The organism is Prosthecobacter sp. Pr1 (assembly GCF_057652315.1).
In genome coordinates, this window is the sequence record NZ_JBYFBS010000007.1 from 110,606 (window position 1) to 126,569 (window position 15,964).

The 15,964-nt window shown below is 60.4% G+C and carries 12 protein-coding genes; 5 read left to right on the forward strand and 7 right to left on the reverse strand.

Features of this window, described 5'->3' with window-relative positions; translation table 11 throughout:
• Positions 1-20: 20 nt before the first annotated feature.
• Complete coding sequence (locus tag AC24GY_RS13870) at positions 21-1,016, reverse strand: A/G-specific adenine glycosylase (RefSeq protein WP_487683892.1); 996 nt, start codon at positions 1,014-1,016, stop codon at positions 21-23.
• A gap of 115 nt (positions 1,017-1,131) precedes the next feature.
• On the opposite strand from AC24GY_RS13870, the gene rnhC reads away from it, so the two are divergent.
• The 3 genes from rnhC (at position 1,132) to AC24GY_RS13885 (ending at position 5,716) form a co-directional block, all read left to right on the forward strand.
• On the forward strand, positions 1,132-2,070 hold the full coding sequence (gene rnhC / locus AC24GY_RS13875; protein ID WP_487683895.1) for a ribonuclease HIII: 939 nt from the start codon (positions 1,132-1,134) through the stop codon (positions 2,068-2,070).
• 86 nt (positions 2,071-2,156) lie between these two features.
• Positions 2,157-2,510, forward strand: a complete 354-nt coding sequence (locus tag AC24GY_RS13880; protein WP_422322688.1) for an HU family DNA-binding protein — start codon at positions 2,157-2,159, stop codon at positions 2,508-2,510.
• Positions 2,511-2,599: 89 nt separating this feature from the next.
• The gene (locus AC24GY_RS13885; protein WP_487683899.1) at positions 2,600-5,716 is read left to right on the forward strand and encodes a c-type cytochrome; all 3,117 of its coding nucleotides are present in this window, start codon (positions 2,600-2,602) and stop codon (positions 5,714-5,716) included.
• 62 nt (positions 5,717-5,778) lie between these two features.
• Here AC24GY_RS13885 and AC24GY_RS13890 read toward each other — a convergent pair whose 3' ends face one another.
• Both AC24GY_RS13890 and AC24GY_RS13895 read right to left on the reverse strand, forming a co-directional pair.
• Positions 5,779-6,255: a PIN domain-containing protein gene (locus tag AC24GY_RS13890; protein ID WP_487683902.1), complete on the reverse strand. Its 477-nt coding sequence runs from the start codon at positions 6,253-6,255 to the stop codon at positions 5,779-5,781.
• Complete coding sequence (locus tag AC24GY_RS13895; RefSeq protein ID WP_487683905.1) at positions 6,252-6,515, reverse strand: hypothetical protein; 264 nt, start codon at positions 6,513-6,515, stop codon at positions 6,252-6,254. The genes AC24GY_RS13890 and AC24GY_RS13895 overlap by 4 nt, the downstream gene beginning before the upstream one ends.
• 83 nt (positions 6,516-6,598) lie before the next feature.
• On the opposite strand from AC24GY_RS13895, the gene AC24GY_RS13900 reads away from it, so the two are divergent.
• Positions 6,599-7,381 (forward strand): 3-keto-disaccharide hydrolase, encoded by a 783-nt coding sequence (locus tag AC24GY_RS13900; protein ID WP_487683908.1) that lies wholly within the window; start codon positions 6,599-6,601, stop codon positions 7,379-7,381.
• A 150-nt stretch (positions 7,382-7,531) separates the two neighbouring features.
• Here the strand turns inward: AC24GY_RS13900 and AC24GY_RS13905 are convergent, their stop codons facing one another.
• From AC24GY_RS13905 to AC24GY_RS13920, 4 genes are read right to left on the reverse strand one after another with little or no spacing between them, the layout of a single operon-like run.
• Positions 7,532-8,980: a hypothetical protein gene (locus AC24GY_RS13905; RefSeq protein ID WP_487683911.1), complete on the reverse strand. Its 1,449-nt coding sequence runs from the start codon at positions 8,978-8,980 to the stop codon at positions 7,532-7,534.
• Between the two features lie 20 nt (positions 8,981-9,000).
• On the reverse strand, positions 9,001-10,002 hold the full coding sequence (locus AC24GY_RS13910; RefSeq protein ID WP_487683914.1) for a leucine-rich repeat domain-containing protein: 1,002 nt from the start codon (positions 10,000-10,002) through the stop codon (positions 9,001-9,003).
• A gap of 46 nt (positions 10,003-10,048) precedes the next feature.
• On the reverse strand, positions 10,049-11,446 hold the full coding sequence (locus AC24GY_RS13915) for a DUF1552 domain-containing protein (protein WP_487683917.1): 1,398 nt from the start codon (positions 11,444-11,446) through the stop codon (positions 10,049-10,051).
• An 11-nt stretch (positions 11,447-11,457) separates the two neighbouring features.
• Positions 11,458-13,854, reverse strand: a complete 2,397-nt coding sequence (locus tag AC24GY_RS13920) for a DUF1592 domain-containing protein (RefSeq protein WP_487683920.1) — start codon at positions 13,852-13,854, stop codon at positions 11,458-11,460.
• A 211-nt stretch (positions 13,855-14,065) separates the two neighbouring features.
• Between AC24GY_RS13920 and AC24GY_RS13925 the strand changes: the two genes are divergently transcribed.
• Positions 14,066-15,949: an ATP-binding protein gene (locus AC24GY_RS13925; RefSeq protein ID WP_487683923.1), complete on the forward strand. Its 1,884-nt coding sequence runs from the start codon at positions 14,066-14,068 to the stop codon at positions 15,947-15,949.
• Positions 15,950-15,964: the final 15 nt, after the last annotated feature.

Consider the following 15,964-nt stretch of genomic DNA (forward strand, 5'->3'; position numbering starts at 1 on the left):
GTCAATCGCAAACTGACAATTCAAGCACTGAGCCGGAACTCTCCGCGCTGGAGCAGGTCGTTCAATGCCTTACGATACGGAGCAGGCATGGGTGTGGATTCAAGTTCAGCGACAGGGATCACCCGATGCGTATCAGGCCATTCCCCTGCCTGCACATGCGGCTCATGCACCCAGAGCGTCACCTTGTACCGCGTGATGCCATATTGCATGCGCAGCAGCACAGGCGGCGGTGAATCCTCATGCATGGGATGCAGCGCCGGCAGCTTCCACAGACCGGTGCGGCGTTTGCCGGTCTCCAGCTCCAGCAACACGCCCTCGCTGGTGCGCAAAAAAATGACACGCTCTGTGACGGCGGTGATCTGCTGCCGCGCATTCTTCACAGGCAGTGCTTCCGGATCAGTCGCACGGCAGTGGGCGCGCACCGGGCAGAGATCACAGGCAGGCTTGGTCGGCGTGCAGTGGGTTTGCCCGAGCTCCATCAGCGCCGAGTTCAAGGCACGCGGATCATCCGTCGCTTGCACCAGGGCTTTCGAGCGCTCCCACAGCAGCTTTGTGCCGGCGGTGGAGTCCACCGGCGTGGCATCGTTGTAGATGCGCGAAAGCACCCGCGCGATGTTGCCATCGACGATGGGCTCCGCGAGACCAAAGGCGAAGCTGGCCACCGCACCGGCCGTATACGGCCCCACGCCCGGCAGATCAAGAATGATCGCATGCTCGCTTGGAAACACCCCGCCATGCTGCGCCATCACCTCCTGGGCAAGCCGCTGCAGATTGCGCGCCCGGCGGTAGTAGCCCAGTCCCTCCCAGGTTTTCAGCACCTCCTCTTCACGCGCTGCCGCCAGTGTCTTGAAATCAGGAAACCGCTCCAGCCAGCGGGCGTAAAAACCACGGTCCAGCACCGTCGCGATCTGCGTCTGCTGCAGCATCACCTCCGAAACAAGAATGGCATAAGGATCACGCGTGCGGCGCCAGGGATAATCACGCGCATTATGCCCAAACCAGTTCACCAATTCCATGGCGATAGCTTGGGGATCAGGCCTGGCAGTTCGAGAGCGCATCGTGCCTCACTTATGAACGATCCGGCGCATTTTTCATGAGTCTTTCGCCACTCCTGTGATTAAAATCACGCCCATGCCAGCCCTGACAAGCTACACCCACGCGCTCACCTCCCCTCAAGCGGTAAAACTGCGCACCCTGCTGGAGGAACGTGGCTTTGAGTTTCAAACCAAACCCTACTGCCTCTACGCCGCCGCCAAATCCAAGGTCAACGTGTGCGTGTATGAAAAAGGCCCCAAGATCGTCGTGCAGGGGAAAGACACCGAGGATTTCATCACGAACCTGCTTGAACCTGAGGTGCTTGGGGAGGCAAAGCTAGGCTACGAAGAAGTGCACAACCCCGAGATGTTCCAGCCTCACATCGGGGTCGACGAAAGCGGCAAGGGCGACTTCTTCGGCCCGCTGGTCATTGCAGGTGTTTATGTCGATGGCGATGTCGCACGCCGCCTGCGTGACGCCGGAGCTGTTGACAGCAAACGCATCAGCAGTGACGCGCGCATCTATAAAATTGCCGCCGACATCCGCACCATCCCCGGCCTCGCCTGGGAGGTGATCGCCATTCACCCAGGACGGTACAACGAGCTCTACACCAAATTTGGCAACCTGAACCGCCTGCTGGCCTGGGGCCATGCCCGGAACATCGAAAACCTGCTGGAGCGCGTCCCCGGCTGCCAGCGGGCCATTTCGGACCAGTTTGCCAATCCCGCCGTGCTGCAGCGCGCTCTGCAGACCCGCGGCAGGGAAATCGAACTCGTCCAGCGCACCAAGGCAGAAAGCGACCCCGCCGTGGCCGCCGCCTCCATTCTGGCACGCGAGGCTTTTGTGGGCTGGCTGATGTCCCAAGGACAGAAACTGGGTGTGGAACTCCCCAAAGGAGTTTCAGATGGCGTGAAAAAAACGGCCGCCAAGCTCGTAGAACAGCACGGCAGCGATATTTTGCCAACGCTGTGCAAGATGCACTTCAGGACTTCTTCTGAGGTTTTATCGGGTATAGTTTCGGATCTCCCCAAATAAACCTACTGACTAAATCGTAGGTAGGGACAATAATTCGACACAGAAATTAGTTGCACCCTGTTAATCGTCTCGCTAGTCACCTCATTATGACCACGATCACCAAAAAAGATTTGGTTGCGGAACTCAGCAACGCAACGGGAATCAAGCATGCCGACACACTGGCCATGGTGGAGGCCTTTATGGAGTTGGTTTCGAAGAATCTAGCTGAGGGGAACGAAGTGACGCTGCGCACTTTCGGCACCTTTGACCTTCGAGTTGCGCGTGGCAAAATCGGTCGAAACCCAAAGCAGCCGAATTCTGAGGTGATGATCCCGGACCGCTGTGTCGTGCGTTTCAAGCCCAGCAAGGAGCTCAAGTCCCGTGTCGCGTCGCTGTCCGTGCAAAATGTACATGATGGCGTTGCCCTGAACGGTAGTAAGCTCAACGGCAGCCAGGTCTAGCCTCGGCTGACCAGCTCAGCGTACGTGTTTGCCAAAGGATGGCAATCGTGTGCAACGTCAGGTGATTTGGTGCGTACTTTTCGCCCACCATGTTGCCTCGTATTCTCTCCACGTTCGCCGCTTTCGCCCTCCTGCTGAACACCGCCTCCGCTGCCCCGCAGTGGATCTGGCTGTCCAAGGATGGCAACAAAGACCCGCAGGTCACCTTTCGCTATCGTTTTGAAGCGCCGGCCAAGGTGCAATCAGCCCTGCTGGAACTCACCTGTGACAACGGCGCGGACGCCCTGCTCAATGGCCAAAAGGTTCTCACCAATCCCGACTGGCAGGAGGCCACGAAGGTGGACATCAGCAAGAATCTCAAGCTCGGTGCGCAGAATGAAATCATCGTCAACGGTCGCAACAAAGGCGGCGTCGCGGCGCTCATCGCCCGCCTCACCCTCAAGCTGCCGAATGATGCAAAGCCCATCGTCGTGGAAACCACGGAGAAATGGGAGGCCACCAAGACTGGCACGGAATCCTGGAAGCCTGCCATCGTCATCAATGAGTATGGCAAAGGCCCTTGGGGACTCGCGCTGGATGGCAAACCGGGTGGCGGCAGAAACAGCGGCCCGGCAGAAAGCATCGCAGCATCCGAGATCACCGTGCCCAAAGGCTTCAAGGTGGAAAAACTCTACAACGTGCCCAAGGACCAGGAAGGCTCCTGGGTGGCTCTCACCGTGGATCCGAAAGGCCGCCTCATCGCCTGCGACCAGTATGGCAGCATCTACCGCATGGGAGTTCCAGCCATTGGCAAGACCGAGAACCTCAAGCCGGAAAAGCTCGCCATCGAATTGGGCAAGGCCCATGGCCTCCTCGCCGCCTTCGACAGCCTCTACGTCATGGTCAACGAAGACGGCAAGAACAACGGCCTCTACCGCCTGCAGGACACGAACGGCGACGACCAGTACGACAAGACCACCAAGCTGCACACCATGGCCGGCGGCGGTGAGCACGGCCTGCACAGCATGACCGTCAGCCCGGATGGCAAGCGCATCTTCTTCAACTGCGGCAACCACACCAAACTCCCCGAAGGCCTCACGGACAGCCGCCCCGCCAAGATCTGGAGCGAAGACCACATCCTCCCGCGCATGTGGGACGCAAACGGCCACGCACGCGGCATCCTCGCACCAGGCGGCTACATTTGCAGCATGAACCCCGATGGCACCGGACTGGAGCTCTTCTGCTACGGCTTCCGCAATGAGTTCGACATCTGCTTCAACGACCAGGGCGAACTCTTCACCTACGACGCCGACATGGAGTGGGACATCGGCAGCCCATGGTATCGCCCCACCCGTGTGAACCATTGTGTCAGTGGCGCGGATTACGGCTGGCGCAGCGGCAGCGGCAAATGGCCCAATTACTACCCTGACTCTCTCCCCACCACGCTCGACATCGGCCCTGGCAGCCCCACCGGCGTCGTCGCCGGCACCGGTGCTAAATTCCCTGCCAAATACCAGCACGCAATCTTCATCAACGACTGGACCTACGGAACAATGTGGGCCGTCAACTTGGAAGCCAAAGGCGCCAGCTACGCAGCCACCAAGGAGGAATTTGTCTTCGGCAAACCTCTCCCTCTCACTGATGTCGTCATCCATCCGCAGGACGGTGCCATGTACTTCGCGGTGGGCGGTCGGAAAACCCAGTCCGGCGTCTATCGCGTGACCTATGTCGGCGATGAATCCACCGCCCCCGTCAAAGCGCAGCCTCTTGGTGAGGACTTCAAGCTGCGTGCCTCCCTCGAAGCCTACCACACCGGCAAGGTCGATGCCGCCACAGCCCTTCAGGACGCCTGGAGCAAGCTCAGCCACGACGACCGCAACGTGCGCTATGCCGCCCGTGTCGCGATCGAAAAACTCCCCGTCGCTCTCTGGCAAGAAAAGGTTTTCAGTGAAACACAGCCCGTCGCCTTGATCGAAGGCATCATCGCCCTCGCGCGCGTCACCGGTGCCAAAGCCAATTCCGAAGGTGGCAGGCCCGCTGCCAAACCCACCGGCACCTCCTCGGAGCCCATCGGCTACGTCTCTCCTGAGCATGTGGAGCTCGAAGGCCGCATGCTCCTGTCTCTGGGCAAGCTGGTCGGGGCCAAGCTCACGCTCGATCAGCAGCTCGCCGCCCTCCGCGCTTTGGAGCTCATCCTGATCCGCCTTGGCAAGCCGAACGCAGACATCTGCGCACAGATCTCCACGGCACTCGATCTCGTCTATCCCACGGAGAATCCCTTCCTGAATCGCGAGCTCTGCCAGATCCTCGTTGCCATCGATTCACCCACAGTCGTCTCCAAGACCCTCGCCCTGATGGCCACCGCCAAAGACGATTTCCAGGAAGTCGCCACCGATGCCGTTTTGAGCCGCAACGAAGGCTACGCCAACGCCGCCCGCGCCGCTGCAGGCAGCCGCCCGAATGCCCAGCAGATCAGCTACATGTTTGCACTCCGCAACGCCACCGCAGGCTGGAACCCTGAGCATCGCAAAACCTTCTTCTCCTGGTTCCCCCGCGCCCGCACCTGGAAGGGCGGCAACAGCTTCAAAGGCTTCATCGAAAACATCCGCAAGGACGCCCTCGCCACCTTTGTGCCGAAGGAAGAATTCGCCGCGCTCGACACCCTCAGCAACAAGGTCGAGGCCAGCACCTCCATCCCCAACTACGTCGCTCCCAAAGGCCCCGGCAAAAACTGGACGGTCGATGAAGTCGTGGCCCTCACCACCGGCGGGCTCAAAGGCCGCAACTTCACCAATGGCGAGAACATGTACCGGAGCATCATGTGCGCCACCTGTCACCGCTTCAACGGCGACGGCGGTAGCATCGGCCCGGACCTCACCGGCGTCGGCAACCGCTACACCATGCGCGATCTCATGGAAAACATCGTGGATCCCAGCAAGGTCATCTCCGACCAATACGACAGCCACGAAATCACCAAGAAGGATGGCAGCAGCATCATCGGCCGCATCGTCGTGGAGGAGAATGGCAAGGTCTTCATCATGACCAACCCCTTCGCCCCCAATGACCACATGGCCATCAACGAAAGCGACATCGCCAAAAAGGGCACCCGCAAAGTCAGCATGATGCCCCCCGGCCTCATCAACTCCCTCAATCAGGACGAACTCCTCGACCTCATCGCCTACCTCACCAGCGGCGGCAATGCGAAGGACAAGGCGTTCCAAAAGTAGTCCAGTTGCGCCGCAACTGGATTGGAGAAGGCCGGCGATTTCGTCGGCCTTCTTTTTTCTGCTCAACCTTTTTGAATCAAGATCACTTTCAATCCTGCCGCTTTTGCCAGTGCAGCCTGGCGAAGATCGCAGGTGATGAATTCCTTGAAGTGGAGTTCCAGCGCAGCAGCCACGTGAAACAGATCGAAACTTCGGACCCCAAGGCGTTGACTGTAGGTGGTGGAAAGTTCGACAGCACGTTCAGCGGCCGCATCCCAAGGCATGGGAGTCGTTTGAAAGAGGCCCTTCATCACGCAGGCTCTCAGACGCCGCTCAGTCTCATCTTGCTCTTTGCGGAACTGACGTTTGATGGAGGAGGTGGCATTCGCGACAGCAAAGGTGCGCAAACGCAGTGCGTTGGTGACTTCGAGAGCGTGAAACGGCGTGTAGATTAGAAAAGGCCGGCCGACGCGACGGTGAGCCGCCAGCGCCGTCTCATTGTCCACATCTCGCACCAGCAGGCGCACGAGAAAACTGGTGTCTGCATACATCTTCATCATCGGTCGCCGCGTGATAGTTCCAGCACATGATCCAGTGACGGTGCGTCAGCCATGGGGAGAGGCTGAGCCAGCAACTCTTCGAAATGCTCATCCCATAGACGATTTCGCTCATCTTCATCGCCACCAGCATCAGCAGCAGGGGCGCTGAGATCCCACAAAGCAACACCGCCATCGGTGATGCGCACAGAGTGTCCTCCGCCAGTGAGTCTTTTCACCGACTTGGGGTCACGTAACAACGTTCGAAGCGGGATCGTTTTCATATGTCTGACACTAACGTCAGACATATCTTGCGTCAAGTTGGCTGAAACAGGCTCCTGCCTGATCGCGTTGCTTGCAATCTGTCATGCATCGCCTCCTCCTCACCCTCCCCCTCTTCGCCGTTCTCGCCTCCGCCGCCGAACCCACCAAGCCGGCCGAACCCAAAAAAGAAAAGCCCTTCACCCCCGGCGGCATTTACCGGCAGGGAGACATGCAACGGCCAAGGCCCACGGTGATCACGCCACCCATGGCCACCACCGCACCGAGTGACGCCGTTGTCCTCTTTGATGGAAAGGACCTCTCCAGATTCATCCGCAAGCCGCGCAAGGATGACAAAGACCAAAGCGACGTGCCCAACTGGAAAATCGAAAACGGCTACGCTGAAATCAAGCCCAAGGGCGGCGACATTGATACCAAGGACAAATTCGGCTCCTGCCAGATTCACCTCGAATGGGCCACGCCCGCCGAGGTGGTGGGCAAGAGCCAGGGCCGTGGCAACAGCGGCGTGCTCATCCATGGCTGGGGCGAAGTCCAGGTGCTCGATTCCTATGAAAACGACACCTATCCCGACGGTCAGGCCGGGGCGATCTACAACAATTACCCCCCGCTCGTGAACGCCAGCCGCAAGCCCGGCGAATGGCAGAGCTACGACATCATCTGCGAATGCGCGCAGCTCGATGACAAAGGCAACGTGACCCAGCCCGCCCGCATCACCGTGCTGCACAACGGCGTCATCGTGCAGCATGCCGCTCCGCTCGAAACGAAGCTGCAGGAAGTCGGCTTCGCCCTGCAGGACCACCACAACCCAACCCGCTACCGCAACATCTGGGTGCGTCCCCTTCACCGCCGCGATGAGAACGCGAAGTAACCAAGTCTCTGGAGTGTGAAGCAGCACGACAGTGTCCTGGAGTGCGCCGGTCCTCCGGCGCTTTCGGACGTTCACTGGCCTGCGGAAAGCTCCAGAGGACTGGAGCACTCCAAAACGCTGTCGCGCTGATAGACGCTCTTCAGCCCCCACCTACTTCTTCGCCACCGCAGGCTTGCGCTGCTTCTCAGTCACCAGCTTGTGCGTCTCCTCGCCGATCCAAAGGTCGGTGCAGCTTGAAGGCTTGCCGGGAAGTTCTGCGGTGCGGTTAAAAAGCAGCACATCACCCGCTTTCAGATCCGCCAGCTTCACCTGCTGGTCTGCTTTCCACACGCGGGTGGCATCATTCACCAAGAGGATGCAGCTGCCAATGTCCTGCGGGCGCTGCATGTCTCCATTGTAGTCCTTCACCAGCGGCAGCTGCCAGGCGACATGAATGCGGTCCCCTTGAATGGCAGTGACGCGTGCCGTGCTGGCATTCGCGCTCGCGTGGCTGAAATCATCGCTAATGAAGCTCACGCGAGTGAAGGTGCCTTTCGCATCCTGATACAGGTGGAAGCGGTAGCGCTGGCCGACTGGCAGCTGCGCAAATTGAGGATCAGCACCGAGATACTTCAAGGTGTGGCGCTTGATGAGCGTGAAGTTCACTTCCTCGCTGGTCAGCTCAGCAATGAACTTGCCGCTGCCAGTCTTGGCATCGGCCTCCACGAGCTGCCCATAAACCACGTGCTCGGAAAAGGGCGGCGGCTTCACCTCGTCTTTAAGCTGATACCAGGGCAGGTCCGCGTTGCTGAAATCCGTGCGGAAGGGGAACTGCTCCGGGTATTCCTTGGCGACGTTTTCGACCAACTCCTGATTCAGCATGCGGCCAAAGCCGTAGCCCATCAGACTCTCACCATAGAATTGATCCTGCACTCTCCAGCCCGCCAAAAACACGCGCACAACGCGGCCACGGCGGAAGCCTTCGAGCATGTTGCTCACCTTCAGCGTCACCTGCACACCGCTGCTGCCGAAGTATTCGGTGGGCACCTTGTTCACTTCCGTGATGGAGCCACGCTCGCCATCCACACCCGGATTCCACGTGCGCAGTTCCTCGTTCGCCACGCAAAGCTTCCCTTCCTTCCCAACCGCCAGCAGTTCTTTGTAAGCAGCCTGAAACGCGGCGGGGTCACCGCTGAAAAAAGTCACCTTAACCGTGTTGCCCTCCGTCTTGTCGATCCACCCGGCGATGCCGCGCTTCTCGGTGAACTCACGGAACTTCTTCAACTGCGCCGCATCGGCGGGCTGGCCGTCATCCGTGGTGACGAGGCGTGTCAGCTTCCCTCCGGCATCCGGCAGCATGAGGAAGTTCATCTTCGTCCCCAGCGGCACCTCGCGCAGGTCCGCCTCCACGCCCTTGTATTTCATGATCGCATACGGCGGCATGGAGAACGACATCAGTTTGCCATCATCTGCCCGGAACTCCCCTTTGCGCAGAATGAAGTCCACGCTGACCAGTTCCCCATGGATGCGCCTGGCATCATTGAGCGAGGGGAACTCCATCGCCTTGGCCACAGACAGGGACAAGGCGGAGGCAAAGAGGAGGACGCAGAGAAGTCGCATGGGGTGGCGGTTGAATCGGATCACTTGAATTTCACGTCCACCTTCGGCAGCAGCGCCTTGATCTTGGCCTGCGTCTCTTCCGGATAGCCCTTCTGGCGGTCGATGATCTTCAGCTCCTTGAGGAAGCTAAAACCTTGCAGCAGCGGCAGGCGTTCCTCGGGCATGGCAGGGCTGCCGAGTTCGAGGGATTCGAGCTGCGTCATCGTGGCCAGCACCTTGAGGTCATCATCGGTGGTGGTCTTGCAGTTCGTCAGCGTCAGGCGCTTCAGCGTCTTGATCTCCTTCACGATGGGCAACGACTCGGATTTGTCGAAACCTTCACCAAGCTGCAAATATTCAAGCGGCAGTGCAGTGATGTTCTTCAGCGCTGCAGGCGTCGCATGCGCGCCGAGTTCCAGTCCCTTGAGCTTCTTCAGCTTGGCAAGGTTGGGGGCACCCGCATCCGTGAACTTCGCATGCGCGAGGCTGATGCTTTCGAGGTTGGGCAGGTGGTCGCACAGCTCCTTCAACCCCTCGTCGTCGATGCTGCTGCCGCGATGGCTCACCTTGGTCAGCTTGGTAAAGCCCTCGAATTTTGCATAGGCGTGTCCGGTGATCTTGGTGCCGACGAACGAGAAGGACTCAAGGTTCTTCAGTCCCGCAAGCTGCACCATGCCTGCATCCGTGAGCGAGCCGTTGTTGGTAAAGCGCAGGGTCTTCAGGTTCGTGAGCTTCGCGATGTTCGGCATCCACTCGTCGTTGAACTTGGTGGAGATGATGTTCAGCGACTCCAGCGTGGTGATGTGACCGAGATGCTCAAAGAAGGCGGCATCATACGGATCTTCCTTGCGGTGGTCATGTGGCCCCGTATTCGGCACGGCGAGATCCACGAGCTTCAAGCTCTGGCCGTCCTCGGTCTTTTCGACCTTGCCCTTCGCTCCTTCGACAATCTTGGTGACGGCTTCGACATGGGGTTCCAGAGCAAGGGCGGGAATGGCTGCAGCGAAAGACAGCAGGGTGATGAATGAGAGGGTTGGTTTCATGAAGAGTGGTTGGGAAAAGGAGTGCAGGTTTTGGCAGCGTTTATAATCACAAGATCTCACTGACCGGTCCGAGACTGTCGACGAAGGTCTCGGCATTGACCTCCATCTTTTGCAGCATGGTCACGAGCACGTTGCTGACGCGGGCATTGCCGTCCTTCGGCTTGCCGCAGAGGCTGCGCCATTCGTCGTAGCTAAGGGTGTAGTCTTCTTTGAGATGCGGCCTGTTGTAGTCGAGATGCTGGCCGTGCTTCAGCCCGAGACCCTTGCCGCCTGCGAGCAGGATGGGCAGGTTGCTGTTGCAGTGGCTGTGGCCGTAGCTCATGCCGCTGCCAAAGAGCACCATCGTGCGGTCGAGCAGCGGTTCGTCACCGTCTTTGACCTCGCGCAGTTCATCGAGGAAATGCGCAAACTGCTGCATGATGAAGGCATCGCTCTTCGCCAGACGGTCAAGCACCACCGGATCGCCGTTGTGATGGGAAAGATTGTGCCGTGCCTGCGTGATCTGGATCTCAGGAATGGCGAGCCCGTTGCCCTCGCTGCCGTTCATGTAAGTGACCACGCGCGTCATGTCCGTGCGCAGCGCCAGCACGATGAGGTCAAACATCGTGCGCCAGTATTCACCCGCCTGCGCCTTCGGCACATCCCGCTGGAAGGGTGCCGCCAGATTCTTTTCCACCACAGGCTTCGGAATGTCCAGCCACGCGTCCAGGCGCTCCGTGCGCTGCTCCACGTCACGCACGGCATGCATGTATTCATCCAGCTTCGTGCGGTCATCCGTGCCAAGCGCCAGTCGCAGAGACTTCGCGTCATCCAGCACCGCATCCAGCACGCTGCGGCGCTTGGTGAGCCGCGCACGCTGCGCTCCGATGCCCCCCACTTCCTCGCCAAACAAGCGGTTGAAGATCGTCTTCGGATTGTCGTCCGCCGGCAGCGGCACGCCATCGCGTGAGAACGCCAGCGTGTTGGTGCCAAAGGGCTGCCCCGTCCCGGAGGAGATGGACAATTCCAGCGAGGTGAACCGCGTCTGCTGCCCCACCACCTCGGCCATCATCTGGTCGCAGGAGATGGTGTTCTCGTATTTGCGCCCGCCCTGCGCGTCGATCTTCGCACCCGTGAGCCAGGTGTCCGCGCACACATGCGCCTGACCAAGACCGTTCGGATGGTGCAGCCCGCTGAACACCGTAAAATCCTCCTGATGCTTCGCCAGCGGCTTCAAGGAAGGCGAAAGTTCATAACCACGCCCTGCCTTCGTGCACTGCCACGTCATGCCGTTCACGCCGTTGGGAATGTACACAAACACACTGCGGCGCGGCTTGGCCGTTGCAGCAGCACTGGCGCGCAAAGGCACCATCGCATCCAGCAGCGGCAGAGCCATGGTGGTGCCGAGCCCGCGCAAAAAATGACGGCGGTTGATAAGCCAGCGTTGGGATTGGATGTTGCTCATGGCGGTGCAGGTTAGCGTTTCAAAAACAGCGGACTGGTGACGAGAGATTCAATGAGTGAGGACAGCTTGTAACCGTCGGCCTTGGATGCTTCAGCGATGCGCTTCAGCTCTTCGCGATCCGAGAACGTCATGCCACGGCGCAAGGCATAGGTGGCCAGCTTGTCCGTGACAGCAGCGGCAAATTTATCGAGATCATCGACCAGGATCTTTTTCAAGGCCACCGAGTCGACAAACGCGCGACCGTCCGGCAGCACGCCGCCGGGGTCCAGCGACGGGTTGTCACCAGTGCCGTCCTTGATCGTCTCCACGGTGCGCCAGCGGCCGATCGCATCGTAGTTGTCAAAGGCGATGCCGAGTGGATCGATCTTGTTGTGGCAGGCGGTGCAGTTCGGGTCGGAGCGGTGCAGCTCCAGCTTCTCGCGCACGGTGGTCTTTTTGGCCTTCGCATCCGGGGTGGTCAGTGCAGGCACGTTGGCGGGTGGCGGCGGTGGCGGCCTGCCGATGATGGACTCCAGCATCCACACACCGCGATGCACCGGGCGATGCCGCGTGCCGTCGGAAGTAAGACTGAGCACGGAGGCCTGCGTGAGCAGTCCACCACGATGATCCTCCGGCTTCAGCGCCACGCGCTGCAACTGATCCCCGCGAACGCCTTCAATGCCGTAGTGCATGGCCAAGCGTTCATTGATCATGGACCAGTCGGAGTCGAGAAACTCGCGCAGGCTGCCGTTGCGCTTCAGCACCTCGTTAAAGAAGCCCAGCGTCTCCGCCACCATGCTCTGCTCCAGATTCTCGTCGTAGTCGGGATACAGCTCCTTGTCCGGCGGGAACATGCCCACCTTGCGCAGCTGCAGCCACTGGCGCGGGAAGCTGTCGGCAAACTCCTGAGCCTTGGGATCGGCAAGCATTCGCTGCACTTCGGCGCGCAGCGTCTTCGCATCGTGCAGCTTGCCATGCTTGGCGAGCTCCAGCAGATGCTCATCCGGCATCGAGCTCCACAGGAAGTAAGACAGACGGGAGGCGAGTTCGTAATCGCTGAGCGTCGGAGCAGCCTTGGCCGCATCGCCCTCTTCGAGATAAAGAAAGCTCTTCGCACACATCACACCGATCAGGCCGTTCTTCACCGCCACCTCAAACGAATCACCCAGTTCCAGCGACTTGTTCACGGGCTGCATCAGACGCTCGATCTCCTTTGCCTGCACCGGCCTGCGCCACGCACGTGTGGCAAACTGTGTCAGAATCTCCCGCGCGTCTTTGCTCACATAGATCTTCTGATGCGCCTTCGTCGGCCAAGAATCCACGATGGGCCCGTCCCACTCCACGGTGTCCACGATCAGCGTCGGCTGGATCGGTTTGAAATCATCGTCCGTGAGCTTGAGCTGCCACGGCACACGGCTGCGGGTGTTGGTAAAAGCGTTCGGCGTGCCGCTGTGGCGCGAGCGCCGGCCTTCGGGGTTCGGCCCCGGCACGGAGTTGATGATGCGTACCGGATACTTGCCCGCCACCAGATGCACGCGTGCCTCCACCGTGATCGGCTTGTCTTCCGGCGCATCGATGTCCTGCTCGATCAACGTGGTGTTGATGCTGGACATATACACCTTCAGGCGCGGCGCACGACCGCCCGCAGGGCGCAAGCCGCTGAGCTTCAGCCGCAGCAAGTAGTCGCCGGTGGTCTTGATCTCGATGTTCCAACTGTCCGTGGTGTAGTTCCTCGGCACGATCTCGATGCGCACCTCGTCGGCGATGCCACGCGCCTGATACTCCTCCTTGAAGCCCTTCCAGCGCATGTCAAAGGCCTCCCAGCGGATCACCTCGCGCTTCGGTTCAGGCCGCAACGACAGCGCTTCATCCAGAATCGCATCCGCAGCGGACAAATACTTTTCAATGTGTGCAGGCGAAAGCGTCAGCACGGAGCCAATGCGTTCAAAGCCCTTCCAATCCGGATCCTCTGGCAGTCCGCTCGGTGCTTTGACATCAAAGTTCACGCCCAGCAGATCGCGCACTGTATTGCCATACTCATCACGCGTCAGCTTGCGAAAGGCCACACGCTCGCCCGCCGAAGACTGGCGCACGGTTTCGGCCTCACGCAGTTGCAGCAGGATCCAGTCGGCCACTTTGGAAATCTCCTCCGGCTTCGGCCTCGTTTCATCCTCCGGCGGCATGTCGCCGGAATTGATGCGGCTCATGATCTCCTCCCAGTGTCCCATGATCTTCGGTGACTGCAGATCCACGATGAGATTGTCCACGCGCAGATCCCCCTTCTGCTTCTTGTCGCCGTGGCAGCTGTTGCAGTGCTGCTCAAAGAAGGGGCGCACGAGGCCGGTCAGATCACGCGATTCAGCCCCCATGGCAGCATGGGAGGTCAGCAGGGCGGCAGCGGTCAGCGCAGGGATCAGGAGGCGTGTCATCGGTCTTGAGTTCAAACGGTGCCCCGCAGAGCTTTGTGCAGCTCCCCCGAATGTTCGGGGGCCCCTGCGGCAGCAGAAGGCGGTGGCAGGGCCGTCCCCTCCTCGCTAGGCTCCCTTCACGGTGCGTCACCTTCTCCATCCATGCTTTGGCGTTCTCCTCATGCTGTGGGGCGGGGAAGCCCATGGCGAGCTCACATCATGGATTCCTGAAATGCGCGCGCTCGCAGCAGAGCGCACGGCTTTGCAGGAAAAACTCAGCGCCATGCCCGCAGCGCCGGAGGTGCAGCTCACCCAGCGTCTGGGCTGGCACAGCGAGTACTCATCCTCTCCAGACAAGGCCGAATGGGTGGAGCTGAATCTCGGCCAGGCGCAGCAGATTGACTCCGTAGTGCTCATCGCCCCGCCACCGAACGGAGCCGCCGTGGGCAAAGGCTACGGATTTCCCATCCGCTTTTACGTCGAGCTGCTGGATGAAGGCGAGGACAATGAGCGCACCATCATTGCCGACTACACCGACGCCGATTTCCCCAATCCGGGCCTGCTCCCCGTGGTGATCCCCGCAGGCGGACGCATGGCGCAAAAGGTGCGTATCACCGCGACGCGTCTCTGCACCACGGGCGAACGCAGCTTCTGCGCCTTGGGCGAAGTGATGCTGCTGCAGGGAAAGCAAAACCTCGGCGCGCGGCTGGAGGCCATTGGCCCTAATGCCGTGAAAGCCAGCAGCAGCCAGGGCACACGCCCCGACTGGGGTCGCATCAATCTCGTGGACGGCCACACCGTGCTAGGTCCGCCGCTCGGCACACGCCCCAGCCCCACGCTGGGCTTTCGCAGTGTGCCCACCAGCGAAGGCCGCCCTTACGACAACCCCTGGGTGGAGATTGATCTCGGCACCGTCAGGCCCATCGACGAGATCCGCCTCTTTCCCTCCCATCCGCCGCAGTTCTCCCACAGCCACGGCTACGGCTTTCCGGTGCGCTACCAGATCGAGCTGCGCGAAGAGGACAATGAAGATCCGCGCCTCCTGCCCACGCCCCAGTCCGGCAGCTACAACGCCCTGCCCGGAGACAATGTGGTCACCCTCGTCGGTGCGCATCGCGCACGCTTTGTGCGCCTGCAGGTTCTCGATCCGCATGTGAGCAACGGCTCCGTCGTGCTGGCCATGGCGGAGATGCAGATCTGGTCCGCAGGCAAAAACATCGCCACCGGCTGCGATGTGAATTCCCCCAATTCCACGGAACAAAACGGCTGGTCACGCGCAGCCCTGGTGGACGGCTTTGCCAGCGGTGCGGACATCGTGGACTGGCCCGGCTGGCTGGTGGATCTCTCACAGCGGCGCGAGGTGGAGCACCAGCTCGGAGTGATCGAGAAGAAGCGAGAAACCCTCACGCAGCACTGGCAGAAGAACGCCCTGGGGCTGCTCATCGGCGTGGCAGTGGCAGGTGTCATCGTTCTGCTCCTCTGGCTGCAGCGTCAGCGGCGCATCCGGCGCGGAGAACTCGAACGCCTGCGCGAGCGCATCGCCCAGGATTTGCACGACGAGATCGGCAGCAGCCTCGGCAGCATCGCCCTCATCGCGCAGGACCTTCTGGCAGAGGGCGGACAAAGCCCCCAGTCTCGCGAAGATCTGACCGACATCAAAGACATCGCCGCAGAAACCGTGGACGCCATGCGCGACATCACCCGCCTCATGCAGAGCGAACGCTACGGCACCGACGACCTGCCCACCCTCCTCCGCGAAACCGCCGACCGCATGCTGCGCGGCATCCAGCACACGCTGGATCTCGATGACCACGCCCAGACCCGCCGCCTCTCGGTGGACCGCCAGCGCGACCTCATGCTGATGTTCAAAGAAGCCCTGCACAACATCACCCGCCACGCTGCCGCCACGGAGGTGCACATCACCCTCAAGCAGACGCAGAACGACATTATCCTCACCCTCCGCGACAACGGCCACGGCTTCGACCCCACCGCCAAACACACCGGCATGGGCCTCACCAATCTGCACCGCCGTGCCGCCAAACATCAAGGCCGCACCGACATCACCTCATCGCCCCAAGGCACCGTTTTAACCCTCACCCTGCCGCTGCATGCCTGAGACGGCACATTCCTG